The 25,242-nt window shown below is 70.9% G+C and carries 10 protein-coding genes; 2 read left to right on the plus strand and 8 right to left on the minus strand.

Annotated elements, in window-relative coordinates; translation table 11 throughout:
• Positions 1-2: 2 nt before the first annotated feature.
• The 4 genes from CMC5_RS44890 to CMC5_RS48645 form a co-directional block, all read right to left on the minus strand.
• Positions 3-14,345 carry a type I polyketide synthase gene (locus tag CMC5_RS44890; protein ID WP_050432598.1) on the minus strand — a complete coding sequence of 4,781 codons (14,343 nt, stop codon included), beginning with the start codon at positions 14,343-14,345 and terminating at the stop codon, positions 3-5.
• 126 nt (positions 14,346-14,471) lie between these two features.
• On the minus strand, positions 14,472-15,188 hold the full coding sequence (locus CMC5_RS23950; RefSeq protein WP_082362735.1) for a thioredoxin-like domain-containing protein: 717 nt from the start codon (positions 15,186-15,188) through the stop codon (positions 14,472-14,474).
• A 1,535-nt stretch (positions 15,189-16,723) separates the two neighbouring features.
• The gene (locus CMC5_RS23955; RefSeq protein WP_050432600.1) at positions 16,724-18,172 is read right to left on the minus strand and encodes a hypothetical protein; all 1,449 of its coding nucleotides are present in this window, start codon (positions 18,170-18,172) and stop codon (positions 16,724-16,726) included.
• A 12-nt stretch (positions 18,173-18,184) separates the two neighbouring features.
• A complete protein-coding gene (locus tag CMC5_RS48645; RefSeq protein WP_281180721.1) occupies positions 18,185-18,307 on the minus strand; it encodes a hypothetical protein in 123 nt (40 codons plus the stop codon).
• Positions 18,308-18,835: 528 nt separating this feature from the next.
• On the opposite strand from CMC5_RS48645, the gene CMC5_RS23960 reads away from it, so the two are divergent.
• The gene (locus CMC5_RS23960) at positions 18,836-19,645 is read left to right on the plus strand and encodes a hypothetical protein (protein WP_050432601.1); all 810 of its coding nucleotides are present in this window, start codon (positions 18,836-18,838) and stop codon (positions 19,643-19,645) included.
• 12 nt (positions 19,646-19,657) lie between these two features.
• Here CMC5_RS23960 and CMC5_RS23965 read toward each other — a convergent pair whose 3' ends face one another.
• A complete protein-coding gene (locus CMC5_RS23965; protein WP_050432602.1) occupies positions 19,658-21,037 on the minus strand; it encodes a carotenoid oxygenase family protein in 1,380 nt (459 codons plus the stop codon).
• Between the two features lie 294 nt (positions 21,038-21,331).
• Here CMC5_RS23965 and CMC5_RS23970 point away from each other — a divergent pair, with 294 nt between their 5' ends.
• Entirely contained in the window at positions 21,332-21,937 is a 606-nt protein-coding gene (locus CMC5_RS23970; RefSeq protein WP_050432603.1) for a TetR/AcrR family transcriptional regulator, read from the plus strand.
• A gap of 100 nt (positions 21,938-22,037) precedes the next feature.
• Here CMC5_RS23970 and CMC5_RS23975 read toward each other — a convergent pair whose 3' ends face one another.
• The 3 genes from CMC5_RS23975 to CMC5_RS23985 all read right to left on the minus strand — a co-directional run bounded on the left by CMC5_RS23975 (position 22,038) and on the right by CMC5_RS23985 (position 25,216).
• The gene (locus tag CMC5_RS23975; protein WP_082362736.1) at positions 22,038-23,156 is read right to left on the minus strand and encodes an outer membrane protein assembly factor BamB family protein; all 1,119 of its coding nucleotides are present in this window, start codon (positions 23,154-23,156) and stop codon (positions 22,038-22,040) included.
• A gap of 125 nt (positions 23,157-23,281) precedes the next feature.
• A complete protein-coding gene (locus CMC5_RS23980; RefSeq protein WP_245677714.1) occupies positions 23,282-24,445 on the minus strand; it encodes an STAS domain-containing protein in 1,164 nt (387 codons plus the stop codon).
• A gap of 138 nt (positions 24,446-24,583) precedes the next feature.
• On the minus strand, positions 24,584-25,216 hold the full coding sequence (locus tag CMC5_RS23985; RefSeq protein ID WP_050436092.1) for a CDP-alcohol phosphatidyltransferase family protein: 633 nt from the start codon (positions 25,214-25,216) through the stop codon (positions 24,584-24,586).
• Positions 25,217-25,242: the final 26 nt, after the last annotated feature.

Below are 25,242 nucleotides of genomic sequence, written 5' to 3' on the forward strand. Positions count from 1 at the left end.
CCTCAAAGCTCCTCGCCTTGACCATCCAGCTCGCCTTGGACCAGGGCGGCGAAGTCCTCGTCGGACATGCCGGCCAGGTTCTGCTCCATCAGGTCGTCGTCGGCTGCGCCTTCCGCATCCGCGGCCACCTCGATCGCCACGTCGGGCCGCCCCGCCGCGTCGGCGCCTGCACCCGGCGCACCAGCGGTCCCTGCTCCGTGACCGATCTTGCTGCCGAGGTGCTCGGTCAGGGTGGCGATGGTGGGGTACGTCCAGACCAGCGTCGCCGACAGCGTGAGGCGGAGGCCGGCCTCGATCCGGTTGCGCAGTTCCAGGCCGGTGAGCGAGTCGATCCCGAGGCCCTTGAAGGGCGCATGGCGCTCGATGCGCGCGGGTTCGAGCTGGAGCACCTGGCCCACCTGATCGCGGAGGAACTGTTCGAGCAGCCCAGGGCGCGCCTCGGAGGGCGCGGCGTGCAGGGCGTCGAGCACGGCAGAGCGGCCACCGCCGCGCGGCTTGCCCCGGGTGGCGTCGCGGGCGAGGTCCGAGAGGAGCGGCGAGGAGGCGGCCTGCGGGTAGAACTCGATCCACTGGCGCACGTCGAGCGCGAGGACGCCGAGCTGGTCGCCGCCGACCGCGAGGAGGTGGCCGAGGGCGTCGTTGCCTTCCGCGGGGGAGAGGCCGCGCATGCCACGCTGCGCGAGGCGGGAGCCGCGGTTGTCCTGCGAGGCCGCGAGCCCGACCTCCGAGAAGGCGCCCCAGTTGACGCTGAGGGCAGGGAGACCGAGGGCACGCCGGTGGTGCGCGAGGGCGTCGAGGAAGGCGTTGGCCGCGGCGTAGTTGCCCTGCCCGGGTGAGCCGAGGAGGGAGGCGGCGGACGAGTAGAGGACGAAGGCGTCGAGGGGCAGCGCCTTCGTCAGCTCGTGAAGGTTCCAGGCGCCCGCGATCTTCGGGGCCATGACCTTGCGGAAGCTCTCCAGGTCCTGTGCGGTGAGGAGGCGGTCGTCGAGCACGCCGGCGGCGTGGATCACGCCGCGAAGCGCTGGCATGCGCTCGGCGATGCGCGCGAAGGTGGCGGCCAGCGCGCCGCGATCGGCGACGTCGACGGCCTCCGTGAGCACGGTGGCGCCCAGCGCTCGAAGCTCGGCGAGGGCGTCGTGCTGCGCGGTGGTGGTGGGGGCACTGCGGCCGAGGAGGGCGAGGTGGCGTGCGCCCGAGGTGACGAGCCAGCGCGCGAGGGAGAGCCCGAGCCCGCCGAGGCCTCCGGTGATGAGGTACGTGGCGTCGGCTCGGACCGCGAACGCGGGGTGCGCCGCAGGCCGGACGGGGACGGTCGGGGAGTCGAGGGTGACGACGATCTTGCCGATGTGGCGCGCGTTCACCATGTGCTGGAAGGCGTCGCCGTGGGCCGCGATGGGGAACGCGGTGTGCGGGAGCGGCTGGAGCGCGCCCTGCTCGACGAGCGCGAGCATCTCCTCGAACAGCGCGCGCACGCGCTCGGGGCGCTTGCGGCTCATGTCCATGAGGTCGACCAGCGCGAAGGAGAGGTTGCGCAGGAAGGGCCGCAGACCGAGCTGCGCGTTGGCGACGTAGTCGCGCATGCCGAGCTCGATGAAGCGGCCATGGTCGCGGAGCAGCTCCAGGCTCTTGGGGATGAAGTCGCCCGAGAGGGAGTTCAGGACCACGTCGACCCCCTCGCCCTGGGTCCAGGCCTGGATGTCTTGCACGAAGCGCAGGGAGCGGGAGTCGGAGATGTGCTGAACGCCGAGGGCGCGCAGGTGCGCGTGCTTCTCCGGACTGCTGGCGGTCGCGAAGATCTCGGCGCCGACGTGGCGTGCCCACTGGACGGCAGCGAGGCCGACGCCCCCCGTGGCCGCGTGGATGAGGATGCGCTCCCCCGGAGCGAGCCGCGCGACGTGCGCGAGGGCGTAGTACGCGGAGAGGTGCGCGATGGGGAGGGTCGCCGCTTCCTCGGGCGTGAGGCGTGCGGGTTTCGGCAGCACCAGGGTGGCCGGGGTGGTGACGAAGGAGCCCATGGTGCCGCGGGCGACGGCAACGACCTCCTGGCCTGGCTGGAGGTGGGTGACGCCCTCGCCAACGGCGACGACGACGCCCGCGCACTCGCCCCCGAACGGGAGGGGCTCGTCGGGGTTGGCGTTCGGAAGCGCGCCGAGCGCGAGAAGCACGTCGCGGAAGTTCATGCCCGCGGCCTGGATCCGGATCTCCACCTCGCCGGGCCCCGGGGGGCGGCGCTCGGTGGTGCGGAGGGCGAGGCGATCGAGGACGCCAGGCTGGTCGCTCTCCAGGCGGAACGCGAGGTCCGCCGCCGGCACGAGGGTGGGCGTGTCGACGGTCGCGGACGCCTCGGGGGCGCGTCGCTGGAGCCGCGCAGCGAAGCGGCCATCGAGGCGCAGGGCGATCTCCTCTTCGTCCCGCGTGCTGGCGAGCAGCTCCTGGAGGAGCGCGTCGGCTTCTCCTGGGGTGGGCTGCGCCGCGAGATCGATGCGGGTGCAGTCCAGCTCCGGGTGCTCGTAGGCGATGGTGCGGGCGAGGCCCCAGAGGGGCGCCTGGGCGATGGAGACGTCGCGGTCCGAGGCGCCGACGCGATGGACACCGCGCGTGACGAGCCAGAGGCGCGGCGGGTTCCTCGTCACCCTGCGGGCGTGGGCTTGCAGGATCTGCAAGACGCTGCCGCAGAGGGCAGCCTGGTCGTGCTCCAGCGAGGCCAGGGTGGTGGCCGCGGGCGAGGTGGCGTCGAGGCCGAGCAAGTGGACGATGCCGCGGCAAGGGACGCCGTCGGCCGAGGCGCGCTCCAGCAGCGCGTCGACCTCGGCGGGGGTGGAGAGGTCGCTCTCGACGGCCTCGACACCGGCCGGAGGCGCCACGCCACGAGGGACGACGGCGAGGGCCGGGATGCCCTGCTCGACGAGGGCCGTGAGGAGCGCCTGCGCGGTGCCGCTCCGGTCCGCGAGCACCAGAAAGCGTCCCGCCGTGGGTGACGCGGCAGGCACGGGCGCGAGGGCCGGCTGCCAGTGCAGCGAGAGGTAGAGGTCGTCGTCGGTACGCCGAGGTGCCTCCAGGAACTGCACGCGCAGGCCGAGGGCCTCGGCGATCACCTGGCCATTGCCATCCAGAAGGAGCACGTCGCCCTCGACGGCGCGCGCGTCGGCGGGCAGGTCACGCAAGCGCGCGTGACACCAGACCTCGGCGCCAGGGCGCTGGAAGAGGCGGACGCGCTCCAGCGCGACAGGCACGGCCGGGCCGCCAGGGCCCGACGCGGACACGGCCGCGCTGAGCGTCTGGAAAGCGGCGTCGAGCAGGGCGGGATGGAGCGCGTACGGCTCACCGGGATCCGCCGGCTGCAAGCGGGCGAGGGCCTCGCGGTCTCCTCGCCAGAGCTGCTGGACGCGCTGGAACGCCGGGCCGTACTGGAGCCCTTGCGCACCGAGCGCCTCGTAGTGGTGCGCCGCCTCCACCGGGGTCGCGCACTGCCCCTGCAAGGCTTCGAGGGACGTCCGTGGCGGGGTGACCGCGCCCTCGGCCGTGGGGGTCGCCGCGCGCACCAGCACCGAAGCGTGGAGCGTCCAGTCCCGCGCCGTCGCCTGCGGGTTCAGGCTGGAGATGCGCACCGAGAGGCCCCCTCCCCCTTCCTCGGTCAGCGCGATCTGCACCGTGGTGGGCTGCCCTTCGTGCAGTGTCAGCGCCTCGTGGAAGGTCAGCGTGTCGAGGACGTGGACGCCAGCGCCGAGGGTACGCTCGGCAGCCGCGAGGGCCATCTCCACGTAGGCCGCACCGGGAAGCACGGCGGCTTCCTGGATCCGGTGATCGGCGAGCCACGAGGGAGCATCCGTTCGCAGCTCGGCTTGCCAGAAGTGCGTTCCAGGCTGCGTCGATGACGCGAAGGCGCCACCCAGCAGCGGGTGATCCCCTCCGCGGGGGGCCCCGTCGCGCGTGGCCTCCGGGTCGGACACGTCGTCCAGCCAGAAGCGCTCCCGCTGGAAGGGATAGGTCGGCAGGGAGGCGCACTGGCCTCCCTCGGGGTACAGCCCCTCGAACCGGACCGGGTAGCCGCGCGCGTACAGCCCTCCCAGCCCGCTGAGCAGCGACCCGCGCTCGTCCTGGCCGCGTCGCACGCTGGCGACACCGGCTGCAACGTCTTCCCCCGCCTGCCGCAGCATCGGCTCCATCGCCGGCAGCAGCACCGGGTGCGGGCCCACCTCCACGAACAGCGTGTGACCGTCGTCCAGCAGCTGCTGCACCGCGCGCGCGAACTGCACCGGCTCACGCACGTTCCTCGCCCAGTACCCGGCCGTGAACGCGCCGCCCTCCTGCACCCCGCCCGTCACCGTCGAGTAGATCGGGCACTGCTCCGCCTGCGGGGAGAGCCCCTTCAGCGCTTCGCGCAGCTCTGGCAGCAGCGGCTCCACCTGCGGGCTGTGCGAGGCCACGTCGATCTTCACCCGACGGCAGAACACGCCCTCCGCTTCCAGGCTCGACAGCAGCGCGTCCAGCGCCTCCGGGTCCCCCGAGATCCCTGTCGTCTGCGGGTTGTTCACCACCGCCACCGACAGCAGGTGCTCGCGTCCTTGCAGCCGCTTCGCCACCTCTTCCTGAGGCAGCTCCACCACCCCGATCGTCCCCTGCCCGCTGATCCGGTGCATCAGCCGGCTGCGGTGACAGACCACCTGCGCCGCGTCCCGCAGGCTCAGCACACCGGCCACATGCGCCGCCGCGATCTCGCCCAGGCTGTGGCCCACCACTGCGTCCGGCGTCACGCCCCACGAGGCCCACAGCGCCGCCAGCGAGACCCCCACGCCGAACAGCACCGGCTGCACCACGTCCGTTCGCTCCAGCGGCGGCGTGTCCGCGTCCCCGCGCAGCACTGCCGACAGCGACCAGTCCACGTGCTCGCTCAGCGCGGCCTCGCACGCCGCGATCGCCGCTGCGAACACCGGCTCCTCCGCAAGCAGCTGCCGCCCCATCCCCACCCACTGCCCACCGTACCCCGGGAACACGAACGCCACCCGGGGACGAAGCTCGGGACCGACACGCCCCGCGCTGAGACCAGGATGCGCACGCCCCTCTGTGAAGGCGATCAATGCCGCGGCGATCTCCGCGCGATCCCGGCCGACGGCGACGGCGCGGTGATCGTGGTGAGCCCGGCGCACACCGGCCGTGTAGACCACGTCGCGGAGGGCCGAGACGTCGTCCTTCAGGGCGCCGAGGTGCGCCGCGTAGAGCGAAGCCAGAGCCGTCAGGGCCTCCGGGCTGCGCGCGGAGAGCGGGAGCAGAAGCGGCAAGCGCACGGCTGTTGCAGCCGCTTCGACCGCTTGGGCGGGCGCCTCCTCCAGCACCACGTGGGCGTTCGTTCCGCTCATCCCGAACGAGCTCACGCCTGCCACGCGCCGCCGCTCCCCACGACGCCAGGGGATGCGCTCGGTCGGGATGTAGAAGGGCGTGTCGTCGAGCGAGATGCGCGGGTTCAGCGCCTTGAAGTGCAGGTGGCGGGGGATGGTCTCGTGCTGGAGCGAGAGCACGACCTTGAGGATCCCGGCGACCCCGGCGGCCGCTTCGAGGTGGCCGAGGTTCGTCTTCACCGAGCCGATGGGGCACGTGGAGCCGTCCGCACGCGGGGCGCCCAGCGCGGCCTTCAAGGCCTCCATTTCGATGGGATCGCCGAGGGAGGTCCCCGTCCCGTGTGCCTCGATGTACCCCAGCTCCGAGGGCTCGACGCGCGCGTCCGCGAGCGACTGGCGCAGGAGGGCCTGCTGCGAGAGCACGTTGGGGGTGGTGAGGCCGGTGGAGCGGCCATCCTGGTTGACCGCGGAGCCGCGGATCAGCGCGATGATCCGGTCGCCGTCGCGCTGCGCGTCCGAGAGGCGCTTGAGCACCAGGACGCCGCAGCCCTCGCCGCGGACGAAGCCGTTGGCGCTGGCGTCGAAGGCCTTGCAGCGGCCGTCGGGGGAGACGGCTTGCGTCTTCGCCACGAGGTACATCGTGGTGCGGGAGAGCATGACGTTGACGCCCCCCGCGAGCGCCATCTGGCTCTCGCCCTTGCGCAAGCTCTGGCAGGCGAGGTGCACCGCGACGAGCGAGGAGGAGCACGCGGTGTCCACCGCCAGCGTGGGGCCTTCGAGGCCGAGGACGTACGCGAGGCGTCCTGGCGCGAAGCACGTGGCCGTGCCGGTGGCCGAGTAGGCGTCGAGGTGGCTCACGCCGCGGGCGGTGACGCGGCGCTGGTAGTCGAGCGTCATCATGCCGATGAACACGCCGGTGCGGCTGCCGACGAGGCGGTCGGCGGGCTGGCCGGCATGCTCCAGCGCCTCCCAGGCGACTTCCAGGAGGAGCCGCTGCTGCGGGTCGAGGCTCTGGGCCTCGCGGGGCGCGATGCCGAAGAACGCTGCGTCGAAGGTATCGACCTGGTCGAGGAACCCACCCCAGCGCGTGCCGGGCAGGTCCTTGTCGGGTGCGCCGACGGGCCAGCGCTCGACGGGGATCTCGCGGACCCCATCGACGCCTCGCTCCAGAACCTGCCAGAAGGCTTCCGGATCCGTTCCGCCGCCCGGGAGACGACAGCTCATGCCGATGATGGCGATGGGTTCCGTCGCCAGGCTCTCCTGGGCCGCGAGCTCGTCCTGGAGAGCGTCGATGGTGGCGAGCGCTTGCTGGAGCTGCGCGTCGTGGGGCGTTCCCTCCGGAGCGCGGGTCGCGTCGGGCGCTCCGGGGAGCGAGACGCGGGCGGGAGCCCCGGGACGAGCCTCCGCCAGGGCGGCCCGGGCGGAGGTCACCACCGTGGAAGGCGCCACGCGCGGGGTGACCTCCAGGGTGGGGAGGAGCTGTTCGAGGAGGTGCTCGGCGAGCGCCGCGACGCTGGCGTACGTCCAGATCAGGGTGGCCGAGAGGGTCAGACCGAGACCCGCTTCGAGGCGGTTGCGCAGTTCGAGGCCGGTCAGGGAGTCGACGCCGAGGTTCTTGAAAGGGGCGCGCCAGGCGATGCGCGCAGGGTCGAGCTGGAGAACGTGAGCGACCTCGTCACGAACGAAGCGCTCCAGGGCGGCGCGGCGGGCGGCTGGGGCGACGGCGCGCAGGGCTTCCCGGGCGGTGCCGCGCTGGGTCGCCGCGCGACGCCCCCGGGTGACACCGCGCGCGAGTTCGGAGAGAAGCGGCGAGGAGGCGGCCTGCGGGTAGAACTCGATCCACTGGCGCAGGTCGATGGGCACGGCGCCGAGCTGGGCGTCGCTCGCGCCGAGCAGGCGGCCGAGGATCGCGACACCTTCGGCAGGGGTGAGGCTGCGCAGGCCGCGCTGGGCGAGGCGGGTGCCACGGCTGGCCTGGGCGGCCGCCATGCCGGCTTCCGAGAAGCTTCCCCAGCCGATGCTGATCGCGGGGAGGCCGAGGGCGCGGCGGTGGTGCGCGAGGGCATCGAGGAAGGCGTTGGCCGCGGCGTAGTTGGCCTGGCCTGGAGAGCCGAGGAGCGCCGCCCCCGAGGAGTACAGGACGAAGAAGTCGAGCGCGGTCTCGCGGGTGAGGGCGTGAAGGTTCCACGCGCCCGCGACCTTCGGCGCCATGACCTTGCGGAGCTTCGCGACGTCCTGCTGCAAGAGCAGGGCATCGTCGAGGACACCGGCGGCGTGGACGATGCCGCGCAAGGGGGGGAGTGTGGCGCGTAGATCGTCCAGGAGCTGGCCGAGCTGCGTCGCATCCTGGACGTCGGCCTGAGCGACCCGGACCGACGCGCCGGCCTCGGCGAGCGCGGCGAGCGCCGCGTGCTGCTCGGGTGTCGTGGCGCCGCTCCTGCCGAGGAGGACGAGGTGACGCGCTCCCTGGTCGACCATCCAGCGCGCGATCGAGAGGCCGAGTCCGCCGAGGCCGCCGGTGATGAGGTAGCTACCATCCGCGCGGAGGGCGGGGTTCACCGCGTCTCCCGCCGAGGCCAGCGCCGAAGCGGGCACCTCGCGCGGGGTCTCGGCGCGCCGCAGGAGCCGCGCGGCGAAGCGGCCATCGGAGCGCAGGGCGATCTCTTCTTCGTCCCGCGTGGCCGTGGACAGTTCCTGGACGAGGGCGTGAACTTCGTCGGGCGCAGGCTGCGCGCCGAGGTCGATGCGGGTGCAGTCCAGCTCCGGGTGCTCGTAAGCGAGGGTGCGCGCGAGGCCCCAGAGGGGCGCCTGGGCTGGCGCGACGCGCTCGTCCGAGGGGACGACGCGGTGGACGCCACGGGTGACGAGCCAGAGACGCGGCGGGTTCCTCGAGGTCCTGCGATCGAGGGCCTGCACGAGGTGGATCACGCTGCCGCAGAGGACGGTCTCGTCACGCTCCAGGGAGGCCGCCGTGGTGGCCTCGGGCGGGGTGGCGTCGAGGCTGAGGAGGTGGACGACGCCGCGGCAGGGGATGCCCTCCGCGAAGGCGCGTTCGAGCACGGCATCGAGGCCGTCGGAGCGCTCCGGATCGAACGCCACGGTCTCGACACCGGTCGGGAACTCCACGCCGTGGGGCACAGCGGCGAGCGCAGGAATGCCATGCTCGGCGAGGGCTGCGAGCAGGGCCTGCGCCGTGCCGCTCCGATCCGCGAGCACCAGAAGGCGCCCTGGTGAGGGCGGATCGGCGAGAACGGGCGCGAGCGCAGGCTGCCAGTGCAGGGAGAGGAACAGGTCCTCCTCGGCGCGCCGCGGAGCCTCCAGGAGCTGCACGCGCAGGCCGAGGGCCTCGGCGATCACCTGGCCATCGCCATCGAGCAGGAGCACGTCCCCCTCGACCGCGCGCGCGTCGGCGGGCAGGTCACGCAGGCGGACATGGCACCAGACCTCGGCGCCCGGTCGCTGGAAGAGGCGGAACTGCTGCAGCCCGACGGGCATCACCGGGCCACGGTGGCGGGCAGCGGGCATCGCGGCACTGAGCGTCTGGAACGCGGCATCGAGCAGCGCCGGGTGCACCGCGTGGAGCTCGTTTCCTTCCACGGGCTGCAAGCGGGCGAGGGCCTCACGGTCCCCTTGCCAGAGCTGCTGGATGCGCTGGAACGTCGGGCCGTACTGGAGCCCTTGCTCACGGAGCGCCTCGTAGTGCTGCGCGACCTCCAGAGCGCCGGGACACTGCGCTTGCAACGCCGCGAGCGACAGGGGAGCGGGCGTCGCCTCGGCCTCTCCGGCAGCACGCTGCACGGTGGCCGAGACGTGCAGCGTCCATGCCTGATCCACGGCCTGCGGGGCGAGGCTCGAGATGCGCAGCGAGAGCGTCCCCTGCCCTTCCTCGGCCAGCGCCACCTGAACGGTGCGCGGCTGGTCTTCGTGGAGCGTGAGCGCTTCATGGAAGGTCAGGGTGTCGAGGGGGTGGACCCCTGGGCCGATGGCCCGCTCGACCGCGGCCAGCGCCATGTCCACGTAGGCGGACGCCGGAAGCACGATGGCGTCCAGGATCCGGTGGTCGGCGAGCCAGGCGATCGCCGGAAGGCGCAGCTCGGTCTGCCAGAAGTGCATTCCGGGCTGCGTGGAGGGGCGGAACGTGTCCCCGAGGAGCGGGTGGTCGCTCTCGCCGTGGCTCCATCCGGCGCTGGCGCGGACGAGCGGCGCGCGGTCCAGCCAGAAGCGCTCCCGCTGGAAGGGATAGGTCGGCAGCGAGGCGCACGGGCTGCCCTCGGGATACAGCCCCTCGAACCGGACCGGGTAGCCGCGCACGTGAAGCTGCCCGAGCGACAGGAGCAACGCCGCACGCTCGTCCTGGCCGCGCCGCAAGCTGGCCACGCCCGCTGCGACGTCGTCTCCCGCCTGCCGCAGCATCGGCTCCATCGCCGGGAGCAGCACCGGGTGCGGTCCCACCTCCACGAACAGCGTGTGCCCGTCGTCCAGGAGCTGCTGCACCGCACGCGCGAACTGCACCGGCTCTCGCACGTTTCTCGCCCAGTACCCGGCCGAGAACGCGCCGCCTTCCTGCACCCCGCCCATCACCGTCGAGTAGATCGGGCACTGCTCCGCCTGCGGCGAGAGTTCCTTCAGCGCTTCGCGCAGCTCTGGCAGCAGCGGCTCCACCTGCGGGCTGTGCGAGGCCACGTCGATCTTCACCCGGCGGCAGAACACGCCCTCCGCTTCCAGGCTCGACAGCAGCGCGTCCAGCGCCGCCGGGTCGCCCGAGATTCCTGTCGTCTGCGGGTTGTTCACCACCGCCACCGACAGCAGGTGCTCGCGTCCTTGCAGCCGCTTCGCCACCTCTTCCTGAGGCAGCTCCACCACCCCGATCGTCCCCTGCCCGCTGATCCGGTGCATCAGCCGGCTGCGGTGACAGACCACCTGCGCCGCATCCCGCAGGCTCAGCACACCGGCCACATGCGCCGCCGCGATCTCGCCCAGGCTGTGGCCCACCACCGCGTCCGGCGTCACGCCCCACGAGGCCCACAGCGCCGCCAGCGAGACCCCCACGCCGAACAGCACCGGCTGCACCACGTCCGTTCGCTCCAGCGGCGGCGTGTCCGCGTCCCCGCGCAGCACTGCCGACAGCGACCAGTCCACGTGCTCGCTCAGCGCGGCCTCGCACGCCGCGATTGCCGCTGCGAACACCGGCTCCTCCGCAAGCAGCTGCCGCCCCATCCCCACCCACTGCCCACCGTACCCCGGGAACACGAACGCCACCCGCGGACGCCCTCTGGGCGCCACCTGGGCCGACACGAGGCCGGCATGCGCTTGCCCATCGGTGAACGCGCCCAGTGCCGCAGCCAGCTCCTTCGGGTCACGCCCCACCACGGCCATCCGGTGATCGTGGTGCGCGCGTCGAAGCGCCGCCGTGGAGACCAGCGCCTGCAGCGCTTCAGGCGCATCGCCCAGGGAATCGAGCTGGCCTTCGTAAAGCTTCGCCAGGGCGAGCAGCGCCGCGTCACTCCGGGCGGAGAGCGGCAGCAGCGCCGGGAGTCGCACGTCTCGCGACGCGGTCACTTCCCGCAAGGGCGCTTCTTCCAGCACCACGTGGGCGTTCGTGCCGCTCATCCCGAACGAGCTCACCGCGCCCACGCGCCTGCCCTGCCCGCGCTCCCAGGGGATGCGCTGGGTCGGGACACGCGCCGGGACACGCTCCCAGGGGATGAAGGGGCTCGGCACGTCGAAGTGTCGGTTGGGCGGGATCTCGCCGTGTTGAAGCGACAGGACCACCTTCATGAGACCGGCGATGCCGGCGGCCGACTCCAGGTGGCCGATGTTCGTCTTCGCCGTCCCCACCCACAGCGGAACGTCGGCGGGTCGGTCTTCACCGTAGACCGCGCCGAGTGCGGTGATCTCGATCGGATCGCCGAGCGGCGTCCCCGTGCCGTGCGCCTCGACGTAGGTGACCTCGCGCGGCGAGATGCCAGCGCGGTCGAGGGCCTTCCGGATCACGGCCTCCTGCGCGGCGGCGCTGGGCGCGGTGAGGCCGTTGCTGGTGCCATCCTGGTTGATGGCCGTCCCGCGGAGGACGGCGAGGATGGGGTCACCGTCTGCGAGTGCGTGCGAGAGGCGCTTGAGCACGACGACGCCGCACCCTTCACCACGCACGTACCCGTCGGCCGCGGCGTCGAACGCGCGGAGGCGGCCCGTGGGCGAGAGCGCGCGGAGTTGCGAGAGCGCGATCAGGTTCTGCGGCGAGAGGATGAGGTTCACGCCGGCGGCCAGAGCGAACCTGCACTCCCCGGCTTGCAAGCTCTGGCACGCGAGGTGGACGGCGACGAGAGACGAGGAGCACGCCGTGTCGATGGCGACGCTCGGCCCGGTGAGTCCCAGCGCGTAGGAGAGGCGGCCCGCGGTGATGCTCGTGGCGACGCCGGTGAAGGCGTGCGGCCCGATCCTGGCCGGGTCACCCGAGCGCATGTGGGCGTCGGCGTAATCGTCCGTGGATACGCCGACGAACACGGCCCCTTCGACGCCGTCCCCGCCACCGACGACCTGCCCCGCGCGCTCCAGCGCCTCCCAGCAGACCTCGAGCAGCAAGCGCTGCTGCGGGTCCATGTCGGTCGCCTCGCGCGGGGACACGCCGAAGAAGCCGGCGTCGAAGGTGGCCACCTCGTCCAGGAAGGCGCCCTGCCGCGCGTAGGTCTTGCCTCGGACGCCCGGCGTCGGGTCGAAGCAGGCGTCGATGTCGAAGCGGCTCTTCGGGACCTCGCCGACCGCGTCCACACCGTCCAGGAGGAGCTGCCAGTACGCCTCGGGGCGGTCGGCGGCGCGCGGAAACCGGCACGCCATGCCGATGACGGCGATGGGCTCGTCCACGGCGCGCTCGTGGAGCGGGGTCGTCACGGCGCGAGGGGGAGCGTCGTCCCCCGCGAGGTGGAGGCTCAGCGCGTGGATGCTCGGGTGATCCCAGGCCGAGGTGGGGGGGAGCGCGCGCCCGAGCCAGTCGCCCAGCTCCGCCGCGATGGCCACCCCAGCGGCCGAGTCGAGACCGAAGCGCGCGAACGGGGCGCGGATGTCGATGCTCGCCGGGCTCACGCCGAGGCGGGTCGCGAGGTGGTCGATGAGCCAGGCCCGGGTCGCGTCGTACGATTTCGAGAGGGCAGGTGTCGTGGGCGAGAGGGCAGATGCCGCGGGCGACCTCGGGCGCTCTCCGGCGCCGTCACGGGCGCGCGCGGGGGTCGTCGCCGGGATCGGGCTCGTCCAGCGCGCGACCTCGTCGAGTGCTCCCGCCGTGAAGCCGTCCTTGCAAGCGCGTCGCTGGATCTTGCCGCTCGACGTCTTCGGGATGGTGCCAGCAGGCAGCAGCGCGATCGCGTGCACCTGAAGGTCGTGACGCTCGGCCACCGCCTGGCGGATGGCGCCGAAGACCTCGTCGCGCTGTTCCTGCGTGGCGCCCGGCGCGCCGTTCTTGCCCGTGCGCGCGAGGGCGGTCTCCACGACGAGGCCGAGCCGCTCCTCGTCCCCCACGTCGATGGAGAACGCGGCCACGCCACCAGGCCGGACGGCGCCGTGCGCCTGCTGCACCGACCACTCGATGTCCTGCGGGTACCGGTTCTCACCACGGATGATGATCAGGTCCTTGACGCGGCCGGTGATGAACAGCTCGCCATCCGCGAGGAAGCCGAGATCACCCGTCCTGAGGAAGGGCCCCTCGCCCGTGTCGGCGAGGTGGGCGTGGAACGTCTCCTGCGTCGCCTCGGGGCGGTCCAGGTACCCCAGCGCCACGCAGTCGCTCGCGAGCCAGATCTCCCCCACGGTGCGCGGGGGACACTCGGTCGCCGTGCTGGGCTGGACGATGGCAATCCGCGCTCCCAGCACTGGCCGCCCGCAGCCCACCACGGTGCGCCCGGTGCGATGCTCGGAGGGGACCTCGACCACTTCTCCCCGCTGCGCGAGCGCCGCCGCGTCCACCGAGAGGGTGCGCGGCCCCTTCTGGCCTCGAGGCGCGCTGACCGTCAGGCTGGCCTCGGCGAGGCCGTAGCAGGGAGCGTGCGTCTCCCAGCGAAAGCCACAGGGCGCGAAGCGCTCGTGGAAGCCCTGGAGCGTCTCCATGCGGATCGGCTCGGCGGCGTTGTAGGCCATGCGCCAGCTGCTCAGATCGAGGCGCTCTCGCTGCGCGTCGGTCACCTTGCGGAGGCACAGCTCGTACGCGAAGTTCGGCCCGCCGGCGTGGGTCGCGCGGTAGCGGGTGATGGCCATGAGCCACTGAGCAGGCCGTGCGACCAGGGTCCCCGGGTGCATCAACACGCACGGGTAGCCCGTGTAGATCGGCTGAAGGATGCCGTGAATCAGCCCATCGTCGTGGTAGTTGGGGACCCAGATGACGGCTCTGCTGTCCTCGTCGTAGGACTTCGCCTCGCGCACGGCCTCGGAGATGGCGAGCAGGTTCCCGTGGCTGATCAGCGTGCCCTTGGGGGCGGTGGTCGACCCCGAGGTGTACTGCACGTAGGCGACTGAGCCTCGCCCGGGCTCGGGACACCGCCATCGTCCGTCGGCGTGGGCCGAGGCCTCCTCGACGGCCAGCCAACGAAGCTCGCCCAGCGCGGGAGACGCCTCGATCAGCGAGGGAGAGAGCGCGAGCCCCGCCCGGTCGGTCAGGACCGCGACGGGACGCGCGTCCTCGACGATGCCCGTGAGGCGGGGCAAGGTCCTGGCGATCCGGGACGGGCTCGGTGGAGGCGCCGGAATGGCGATGGCGCCAGCGTACAGGCAGCCGAAGAAGGCCGTGACGAAGCCGAGGCTCGCCGGGAAGAGCAGGACCACCCGCTTCCCTTCGAACCCGAGCGACTGAAGCTGTGCCGCGATGGACCGGGCCGCCGCATCGATCTCTGCGTAGGTGAGGTGCCCGTCCTCCGTCTCTCCGTCTTCCTGGAGGAGGGTGAAGGCCCTCGTCGAGGGTTGATGCTCGGCTCTCCACCGGAGCAGGTCGACCAGTGACGAAACCTCGGACGGTCGTAGCTTCATGGGCCTCTCAGTCCACGCCGACGAGCAATCTTCTGCAGACGGTTCAACGAGGAGACCAGCGATGAAGGCGCGCTCCCTGCCCGCGAACGCTCGGTGCGCAGGCGGGGCGCTCTCACCGCGATGGCGCTAATCCGCGCATTCCGGGAGCGTGCCGCCGGACTCCGCGACATCGACGCCGTCGAAACAGGTCAGCTCGGGGCCCTTCCCGTAGACCTCGGCGACGAAGGCGGCCAGCGAGGTCGGGTCGAGACAGGTCGCGGTGTACGTCGCTCCCCATGCAGAGGCAGCGATCGTCGTGGGAAGCTTCGGATCCGGCGTGAGCAGCAAGCGATTGCGAACGACCGGGATGTTCATGCTGCAGAAGACGTCGTCCGGGTAATCATCCATGACCTGTTCGAGCATGGCGACGACCGAGGGACACGCGCCAGAACAGCGGTAGGACAGGACGACACCACCGTGCTCCTGGTTGTGAACGTACATCTCGCGCGCTACCGGCACCGTGTAACGCCTGAAAGCCGCCCACCTCGGCCAGTGGTCGCCACTGCTCGGTGGATTCGCCGCAAATTCGAGCGAGGAGCACTCGTCGAGGTGATTCGCCGATTCGACGGGGATTTTTCTGGCGATAACAACCTTGCACTCGCTCTCACCAGGCAATGGCTGCGCGCCCGGGGAGAGCGTCTCGATTTCCGCGCCCTCGGGCACGGTCGAGGTGGTCCCATTCGGCGTGGGATCAGCGTCGTCACCGCAGCCGGCGAGGCTCAAACCGACGCCGAATGCCAGAAGACGAACGACTCCGCGAATCGAGGCACCTGCATGCCTCCAATCACCCAACACCGCCATCATGCACCGACCCTGCCTGGTTCTGAAATAGGGCTATGGTTAGTTCCGAACCACTATATTTACCAGGCCCAAGCGTTGCAAGCGTCAACATCTCGCAGAGATCCGTGGGTCACGGCACGTCCCCGCTTTCCCTCTTGGACAATTGTACTCTTGCCGAAAGGCGGTCGAGATCCCGCAACATCGTGATGCATTCACCGACGCATCGTCGTGACGATCCGCAGCGCCGCGGAGAGAAGCCGTCGTTCGACGGATGGAGACCGTCACTCCACGTTACGGTCTACAGACCACCGAATACGACAACAGTGAATGGATCCAGCCAGGATGACTGCGCATGCATGAGTTCGCACTCGACGCTCGCGCGTCGCGCACGTGCCCTGCAGCACAACCTCCGAGCGGTGCGGTGAAGGCTCGTTTCAGAAGGCTCGAGGGAGAGGACCCGTGAGCAGATTCATCCAAGCGCGATGGTTCGCGGCAGAGCGGATCCGATGGCCGCGCCGACCCATCAGCGAGCGGGCTTGTGCAGGGAAGCGGCAGGCGAGATCGTCACGGGCCCTGACGACAGCAGGGCAACAGGAGGGGCGACAGGAGAGCGGTCGTCACCGCGTGCCAGAATCAGAAGCCCGTCGCCCCTCGCGCTCCCGCAGGTCGCTGCCCCAGCGTTACTCCGCCGATCGCTTCGCGGTGAGCGGGGGGCAGGCCTGGGAAGACGGGGCTAGTACCGTGTTCCCCAAGTTCGTCCTGGGTCCTTGGCCAAGCGATCTGCGAAGAAAGCAGGGGTAGCGACCATCGGGAGCGTAGGGGCCGATAGGCCCCTGATTCAGGGTACGCAGTACTAGTCGCACGCGCCCGTCGACGAGCAGTTCACCGCGCAGTTTTCGCTGCATTCCTTGATGTCACACGAGCCGTTCGCCTGGCAATTCATGATGCACCCATTCCCAGGGCAGTACATGACGCACGAGCCGGTGCTCGAGCAATCGGCGGTACACCCACCTTCCGGACAGTCGAACTCGCAGGTACCGGAGGATTCGCAACGGAATGCGCAGCCAGGACCGTCGCAGGTCCGCTCACATCGTCGTTCGTCGGAACACACACAGTCTTCACCAGCCTCGCACACACCGCGAGATACGCTGCAGCTGGCGGCAAGGGCCATCAGAGCAGCGATCGCAGGAATGGCAATGAGGCGCTGGAGCATGGATCTTTTCATAGAGTGAGTAGCCTCGCTCGGGACCCTACCAAACGGATCGCGCGCCTGTCCAACGACGAGCAGGTTTCTTCACGTCGCTTTTCGTCGTTCCTCCTCGGCGCGAATGCAGGCGACGCGCCGCAGCACGGGGCATTCTTCCCCATGTCACCGTGGCCAACGGTTCACGATGACGGGTCAGGGACCGACCCCCGCGGCACGCCACATCGCGAATTCGATGAGACAGGATGCGAATGTCGCTTCAATCGTCGTGCCTCTCCAGTGGCACCCGGCTCGAACGGTGAAATCGAATGCGCATTGCACGCCGCGTGCAGGAGGCGCCCCGCGCCCGGTCGTGTCAATCGGCCGCGCGCGGCGGGACGCGACGCAACACGACGTACGGGAGTCCCGGGACACGGCTCTCGATGAGGGGAGCGAAATCTTCTTCGATGTGGGGCAGGTGCGCCAGGTAAAGCTCCGTGCCGCGAGCGAAGCGCGACGCGGTCCAGGGGATGCGCAGCGGCTCCCCCTCACGGAGGAGGAGCACCAAGGTGTCGACGCCGCGCGCGTCGAGCAGCGTCGGAGGGATGCGCTTGGTCGTGTGACCCCCTCGAAGGGCGGCGATCGCAGGATCGGTGACCCCGGCGAGGTCGACGAGGGTGGCCTCGGGCGCAGCTGCCCCGAGCCAGCCGATGTCCACGGCCGCGATGGTCTGGGCTCGGGAGAGCGGCTCCCGGAGCGCCTCGATGAGGGCGGTCCGAGCGTCGCCGACGCGGGCCGCAGCGGGGCCGACCTTGACGAGCGCGAAGAGTTCGCCAGCGAGCGCGAGCGCAAAGCGGGCTGCCGTGGCGCGGCGATCGGAGACCGCGGCGAGATGAGCGGCGGCGAGCGCGGTCGCAGGCAAGGCGGGAACGGCGAGGCGCGAGAGGGGCATCCAGTCGCCCCCGGCGAGGGCGATCGCGGCGAAGTGGGTGAACACGGCGGCGATCAGTCCCCGTGGCCAGGGGGCCAGGCGCCGCGCAGCCAAGGGGGCGAGGAGCGCGATCGGACCGCAGAGAAGAAAACAGGCGAGTGCGTACCGGGCACCGAGGGTCGCATCCGGCGCTTTCGCGAGGGCCGAGAGGGGCGCAGGACGACCGAAGAGCGCGGCGCGGAGGAAGGCGACCGCGAGAAAGGGGGTCACGGCGAGGCCGAGCTGCCATGCCCAGCGCGCGAGCGGCGACGGCGACGCTGGGTGCGTGGGGTGATGGGGAGCCCAGCCGGCAGCTCCGGCGATCACCAGCGAGAACGGGAGCAGCTCGGGTCGAAATCCAGCCGCGAGGCCGGCGCAGGCTGCCCCCGCGCGCGCAGCGCCCAGCTCGGGCAGCGCCGCGGCGAGGGCGGCCAGGGCGGCGATCAGGCCCGTCTCCATGCCGGAGCCGCTCCAGGCGCCGAGGGGAGCTGACGCGGCGACGAGCGCAAGCGCGGCGAACCGGATCGGGCGCTCCGAGCTGCGCGCGATCGCCGCGCCGAGGAACGCTGCACCGAGGAGCCAGGCGACCACGCCGAGGAGCTTCGCCGCGGCGAGGGCGGCGAGGGGGCCGCTTCCAGCGAAGGGGGCCAGGAGATGCGCCCAGCCGAGGGGGGTCACGCCGTCGGTCACGGGGCCCGCGGCGTTGAGGCGGTAGCCGTGGCCAGCCGCGAGGTTGGCTGCGTAGCGGGCGGAGATCAGGGCGTCATCCACCGTGAAGCCGCGCAGGGCGAGCGCAGGTCCGAGCGCGCTCGACGCTCCGGCCAGGGTGCCCAGGATGACGGTTCTGCGCTGCACGCGGCGCGGATGCTACGCGAGGCGCACGAGGATGGATCCGGCAAAGCCGAGCGCTTCGTGGGCTGGAGCCAGCGCTTCGTGGGCTGGAGCCAGCGCCTCGTGGGGGGGAGCCAGCGCTTCGTGGGGATGGGTCACGGATCGTGCGAGGGTTCCGGGGGGTGATGGGCGTCGGCGACGACCGGCTGCAAGCGCACCACGGTCATTGGCGAGGCCACCACGACCTGCTGGTAGCGGCACGACGACCTGCTGGCACCATGCCGCGGACTGCTGGCACCGTGCCGCGGGCTGCTGGCACCGTGCCGCGGGCTGCTGGCACGACACCGCGGCATGCTGCGTTCCCTGGAGGGCTCGGCCTGCCCGCGGGGTCTCTCGTGTGGATGAGCGACGCGGAGGTGCGACGGGCAGGGCCATGGGCAGGGGCGTACCGCTCGTCACGTCACGAGCGAGGAGCGGGAAGACTCCACCATTTACAGGGGCAGCGAAGTGAGACGCTCTAGTCTTGCTGTAATGGCGCTTCGTTGCCGGCCTTTGCGGTGGCAATGGTGGCCTCGGCGCTCACGTAAGTCACGGAATCGACTGGGTCTCTCGATTTCGCCGGGCGGGCTTCCCACGGCGACCTGGAAGGGTGGGCCAGCAGCCCGATGCGGCGTTATAATCCGGCCCATGTCCCTCCCCGCTGCCCTGCTGTCCGCCATCGAGCGGCACGGCTGCTTTTCTGGCTGCTACCGCAGCGACTCCGAGGTCCTGACCTGCATCGATCCGACACGACCGCTCGAACCCGTGGTCTCCGTCGCCTGTACCGATTGCCTCACGTTCCACCCGGGCGCTCTGGCGAGCTTGCTCCCGCTCGGGATGACGGGGAACGCACTCGCGGCGGCGCTCACCGCCCATGTGCGCACCTTGCGGTCGTACCGCTGGGCTGCAGGGGGGTACCACACCAAGGGCGGCGGGTTCTGGCTCAGCGCGGCGTACTACGGCGACGGGCTGTTTCTGGTCGATGCGTCACGCAATCGCAGCACCCGCACCGATGTGGAGGTGCTGGCCGACGCCTTCCGTCATGGCGTGCTCCAGCCCGAGGACCCGCGCATGGTGGACCCTTCGCTCTACACGTCGGAACTCTCCTACCTGAACATGCACGCGCCGATCACGAACATCCGGACGAAGCAGGACCTCCTCGCTTCTCCGCAGCGCAGCGCCACACCACGCCAGAGCTTCCAGCGGGTCTCCATCGTCGAGTTCCAGCCGCTCGTCGCGGCCCTCGCGTCGGCCCCGTCCACCTCGACGCCTGCCCCGTCGGCGCCCTCGACCCCAGCGATCCTGTCGGTCCCGCCCACGCTACGCCCTGCCGGGACGGCGCCGCGCTCCTCGGCGCCGCCGCGACCGCTGACGGTGGGTCAGCTCTGCCCGAGATGCGGGAGCGAGGTCCAGGAGCGGCCTCTGTTCACGGGGACTTACCTGGCCTGTCGCTGCTGAGCCGACCCTCGCTCAGGTCGGACGGAGGTCGGGGTCGTCCATCACCCAGCTCCCGTGGAACCCCAGCGGGACGCGCGAGGGCAGATGAATCCGGGCGAGCGGCTCGCCCGTGAGATCCTGCGCGGCGAGGATCACGAGATCCGCCGCATCGCGTTCGGGATGGTGGACGAAGGCCAGGAGGTATCCGTCATCCTCGTCCGTCGCATCGGCACGCGGCACGAACACGGGCTCGCTCGCAGCGGCGTGAAGCCCGAATTCCCGGGTCACGGTCACACCGCGCTCGAAATCGTGCTTGATCAACGCATTGGTGGTGGCCTCCACGGGCGCGCTGCTGCCGCCTGGCGTCATGGCACCGATCATGGGGCCACAGCACACGGTGTAGCCGTACCGGTAGGGTCGTGACACGAAGCGCTCGTTCACGCGGGGGAACTCCTGGATGCGCGCGTCGAGCGGGTGGCTGCGGACGGTGCCGGCCACGGGGTCGAGGGTCCACCGCTCCAGACTAGGGGGCGGAGCTGCGTGCGCATTGGCATCGAACGGGCCTGCATAACGCATCAGATCGACGATCACCCGACCTCCCTCGTCGTAGGCGTTCATCGTGTGGGAGACGTAGCAGGGTGGCAGCTCCATCCAGCGAATCTCGCCGCCACGGCGAGGCAAGAGGCCGACGCGTGCCGGATGCGCGTCATCCCAGAAGAAGGGTGTGAGTTCACCTCTCGAAATGGCTTCCATCCGGTACCGGACCGAGTGGTCGTAGATGACCACGTGGTCTTCGGTGAGCGCGAAGTCGTGCATGAGCGAGGCGCCGGCCACGGGGAGATTCGTGGTTCGCGCGACGGCGCCCGAGGGGTCGACCACCAGGTACTGCACGTGATCCAGCCCGCCCACGTAGGCCACCGCGTGCAGCTCGCCGGTGCGAGGATCGAGCTTGGGGTGGGCCGTGAAGCCTTCCTGCCGCGTCCCGAGAAAATCGAAGACCCCGACCGTCTCGAGGTCGTGGGTGAGTTCGTAAATCGTGGCGCCGGCCTCGATCAGCGCGAGGATGCGGCCAGCGTGGCTCACCACGTGGGTATTGGCAGCGAAGTCCAGATCCGCGGCGACCGGCGCTCCTCGACGTGGCTCGCCGAGCCGATCGGCCACCGCGCCGGAGCGGACCCAGCGATTGCGATACCATTCGGCCCGGCCCTCTCGGAGCCGCACGCCGTGGATCATGCCCTCACCACTCATCCAGTGGTGTCGGTGTGGGTCGGCCACGATCGCGGGATTGGGGCCATTGCGGAAGTAGCGGCCATTCAGCTCGGGAGGAATGCGGCCGGTGACGGGGAGGTGATGCTCGGTCACCTCCTCTCGAACGGGTGCGAAAGGGCCTTCGAGGTAGGGATTCGTCGACATGCGCCGTCCTTTCACGTTCCACGGAGGGGGCGGTGCAGAAGACGCAATGGTCCCCAGGAACGGAGGTCGCCGTCACCGCGCCTCGTCCCCCTCCCCTGCCCCTCTCGGCCTGTCTGCGCCCCATGCCAGACGAACGCCGACACACGAACACGACGGCGGCCTTCTCGACCCGTCCACGTGCCCGAAATGAAGGACAGGGGAGCGCTCCCCTGATGGTTTATACGGACGTATTATACAAACGTATAAACCGGTTGGGCAAGACGTTTGTAGGAGCGTGGGTTAGAGGTCCGGCCCGTGGGACATCGAGAGAACCTGCTGGCTGGCGCCAAGCAGTGCTTGCTGGAGCGAGGGTACGCACACACCACGGCGCGCGACCTGGTGGCGGCTTCAGGGACCAACCTGGCGTCGATTGGCTACCACTTCGGCTCGAAGGAGGCCTTGCTCAACGAGGCGATGATCCTCCTGCTCGATGAGTGGGCCACGGAGATGGAGCGGATCCTTCGGGCCGAGCCCGCGGCCGATCCGGCGCAGCAGTTCGAGCTCACCTGGTCGCGGATGCTCGCGTCGTTCGCGGAAATACGGCCGGTCCTGGTCGGCAGTGTGGAGGCCTTCCCTCAGGCGGAGCGGGTCCCGGCGCTGCGGGAGCAGCTCGCCCAGGCCCACGAGAAGGCGCGCATGGGGCTGGCAGCCATGTTCCACGCCGCCCAGCCCACGAAGGACGAGCGCGCCGTGCGTGCGGTCGGGTCCGTGCACCTGACGCTGCTGATCGGGGTACTGATCCAGTGGCTCATCGATCCGGCGCGCGCGCCGACGGCCTCCGAGCTGGCCGAGGGGTTGCGGCAGGTGGCCGCCACGATGCACCCGGCCTCCACGATGCACCCGTCGGAGCGGGAGCGGTGAGCAGTGAGCGGTGAGCGGTGAGCGGTGGGCGCCCAGGCGCGGTGGATGCCCGGTGGCGTCTGTCGGGTGACCGATCAGCTTTGTCGGGCGCGGAGTCGCGTCAGGGGAGCGACGCAGGTGCGACGGCCTGCCAGGCCTCCTCGCCCGTCGGGATGTCGATGGCGCGCAGGGAGCCGCCGGCGATGACGACGAGGCGTCCATCCGAGGCGTCCATCGCGGGGATGTGGGGACCCGCCCAGCCTGCAGGGCGCTCGTAGAGGACGTTGCCGGAGCCGACGTCGATCCCGACGAAGCGCATGCGGCCCGCGCCTCCGCCGTCGGAGCCGGCGACGATGACGATGCCTCCGGCCACCACGAGCATGAGTTCGGGGCTGGCGCCGGGGGCGCGGGCGTCGAGGGGGCGCGTCCAGACGACGGTCCCCGCTTTGAGGGCTTCGAGGGTGAGCTTGGGCGCGCCTTCGGTGGCCGCCGAGAGCCGCAGGGAGAGTTCTCCGACGGGCACGAGGCGGGGATTTTTGGTGCGGTCCCAGCGAGGGCCGGCGAATGCGTCTGGGGTCGGCGCCGAGGGGCACGCGATCATCGCGCCCGTCGCTCGCTGCAGGCCGGTGGCGACGCCGCCGCGGGAGAGCACGGTGATGCATCCCTCGCCGACGGAAAGCGCTTCGGGCTGACCCGGGAGATCCACGCTCCAGCGTTCGGCGCCCGTGCGCGCGTCGAGGGCGCGCAGCGAGGCGTGACCCGCGCCAGCGAGGATGGTGTCGGTGTCTGCGCAGCCCAGCACGTGGCGACCTTTCCCGGCAGGCGATGCCCAGATCCCCTCTCCGGTGCGCCCGTCGACGACCGCGACGCGGCTCTGGTCCTTTCCGTCGGACATCCAGACCACGGGATCGAGGGTGCCATCCCCGTTCGCATCGACGAAGCAGAGGTCGTCCCGGTACACCTCCAGCGCCAGGCCGCGGAGAGCGCGCGAGGGGGTGCGGGCGCTCAGCGCGCCACGCGAGGGGCGGGTGCCGTCCGGCGGTGGCTCGACCTGGATGAAGAAGAGGACGGCGAACCCGAGCGCCAGGGCGACCATGCCACCGACGGCGAGCATCCGTACGGCGGGAGAGACGGCTGGAGGTAGCTGGAGCGGTGGATTGTCGGCCCCACACTGGGGGCAACGGACATTCTCCGAGGGCTCGCCCTCCACCGCCGCCGCGCACCCCTTGCACCACCGCATCGCGTCGAGTGTACGTCGAGGGCCGCGCGGCCCGGAAGGACGTCGTCGTCCTGGCGTCGGGAGATCGTGGCCCGCCGCTCGGAATCACGCGGCGGCGGGAGCGATGGACGGGTGGAGGCGGCGGTTCAGGGCCGCGCCCGCGCCCTCGATGGCGCCGGCGCCGGCGCGCGACAGGCCTCCAGGCCCTGCCGCAAGCTGCGGAGGATGACGAACCCTTCCGCGTGGATGCCCGCATCGATCAGGGCCCGCGCGACCTCCGGGCGGACGCCGGTGAGCACGGGGCGTGCGCCGAGCAGGGTCACGGCGCGAGACAGGCGCTCCAGGGCGGCAGCGCCCTCCAGGTCGAGTGCCTCGGCGCCGGTCAGGTCGAGGATCACCTTGGCCGCGGTGCGCTGGGAGATGGCGGGGAGCAAGCGCTCGGCGAGTTCGTCGCCGCGCGCGGCGTCGATGAGGCCGATGAGGGGCACGGCCAGTGTCCCTTCCCACACCTCGAGGATCGGCGCCGAGAGGGTGACGATCTGCTGGCGTTGCTGCTCGACGAGGGCGAGGGAGCGGTTGAGTTCGTCGATGAGGCGGCGCTGTGCCTCGACTTCCACTTCCGCCTTGCGCTGCGCGGTCAAGTCGAGCTGCTGGACCAGGACGGCTCGACCCCCGGTCACCGGATCCGTCGTCGCGCGCGCCTCGACGAGGTGCAGCCGTTCGTCGTCGGGAGGGCCGACGGGGATCTCCGCCGAGAACGGCACGTGTTCTCCGGTGAGGACACGCAAGATGGCCGCGGAGATACCTGGATCCGGAAACAGTGCATCGAGGCGGGTAGCGCTGTGCGTGGCACGCAAGGCCGCAGGGTTGTGGAAGAGGATGTGTCCTTCCCCATCGACGAGGCTGATCAAGACGGAGGTGTGACGGACCGCCTCCACCCCGCGCACCATGGAGTCGTCGATGCCTGCCTGACGAGGGAGCGCCTGGAACAGGATGCCCGTGCGGCCGTCGTCGAGGCGCACGCCCTGACCGTGCAGCGTCATGGTGGCAGGCACGCCGCGTGGGTAGAGGGTCCAGTCCTCCTCGACGGTCTGACCGTCGAGGATGGCGCGCAGGTAGTTCTCGAGGCGGGTACGCGTGGACGCCGACAGATCCGAGAGATCCCGCGAGAGCAGCTCTGCCCGATCCGAAGCCCGCCAGAGCGCGACGGCCTTGCTGTTCGCCCAGGGAAACCGGCAACGCTCGTGATCCCAGACCCAGGTGGGGAGGATGGACAGCTCGAGGGCCGAGAGTTGCTGTTCGAGGCTCATGAGCGGGCCCATGCTTCTTACGATGCTCGCGCGTCATCCGCACGCTTCGCGGACCGCTGGGTAAGCCACGTCGCGTCCGGCGTGCGCGGCGTGACAGAAGGCGAACGCTCCGGATGAGCGGCCTCGGGCAGCGCAGGACTACGGCTTCGGGATGCGCAACGTCGCACTGATCATCGCATTGCCGCTCAGCACGAAGAGCAGGCTGAGGGGGTGAAGGACGCCAGGACCGAGGCGGATCTCGCCGAGCCAGAGTTGCTCGTGGACGTGGCCCATCGAGAACAGGATGCCGAGGACGAGCACCAGGAGCAGGCTCGAGGGGATCGGGGTGCCCTGGTAGTACTTCACCTTGCCGCTGTCGTCGCTGAGCGACGCGGCGGTGACGTTGTACCTGGCAAGACGGCTGATCCCGCAGCAGACGAAGAAGACCAGCGCCACCATGTCCCAGGCACCGCGCAGGCCCAGGGTGTATCCGAGCACAGCGGGGGCGACACCGAAGGAGATCACGTCCGCGAGCGAGTCCAGATCGGCGCCGAGGGGCGAGTGTTTGCGCCGCCAGCGTGCCACCGTCCCATCGAGGATGTCGCAGATGAGCGCGAGGGGCAGGAGACCCAGGGCGAACCACACGTAGGTCCGCTCGTGCGTGTCCAGGTAGTTGAGGCAAAAGAAGAGGGAGAGCGTTCCACTCGCGGCGTTGCCCAGCGTGATCAGGTCAGCCAGGACGAAGGAGCGGAGCATCGAGAAGCGGCGCGGGCGCTCGGACGCAGGGGGCATGGGGGTCCGGGAAGCATGCCACATGC

Source organism: Chondromyces crocatus (genome assembly GCF_001189295.1).
In the GTDB taxonomy this organism is placed as follows: domain Bacteria; phylum Myxococcota_A; class Polyangia; order Polyangiales; family Polyangiaceae; genus Chondromyces; species Chondromyces crocatus.

Excerpts from the sequence above, each read along its gene's own strand:
- CMC5_RS23980 (WP_245677714.1), bottom strand. The coding sequence starts at position 24,445 with ATGAGCCTCGAACAGCAACTCTCGGCCCTCGAGCTGTCCATCCTCCCC.
- CMC5_RS23950 (WP_082362735.1), bottom strand. The coding sequence starts at position 15,188 with ATGATGGCGGTGTTGGGTGATTGGAGGCATGCAGGTGCCTCGATTCGC.
- CMC5_RS23960 (WP_050432601.1), top strand. The coding sequence starts at position 18,836 with ATGTCCCTCCCCGCTGCCCTGCTGTCCGCCATCGAGCGGCACGGCTGC.
- CMC5_RS23965 (WP_050432602.1), bottom strand. The coding sequence starts at position 21,037 with ATGTCGACGAATCCCTACCTCGAAGGCCCTTTCGCACCCGTTCGAGAG.
- CMC5_RS23975 (WP_082362736.1), bottom strand. The coding sequence starts at position 23,156 with ATGCGGTGGTGCAAGGGGTGCGCGGCGGCGGTGGAGGGCGAGCCCTCG.
- CMC5_RS44890 (WP_050432598.1), bottom strand. The coding sequence starts at position 14,345 with ATGAAGCTACGACCGTCCGAGGTTTCGTCACTGGTCGACCTGCTCCGG.
- CMC5_RS23985 (WP_050436092.1), bottom strand. The coding sequence starts at position 25,216 with ATGCCCCCTGCGTCCGAGCGCCCGCGCCGCTTCTCGATGCTCCGCTCC.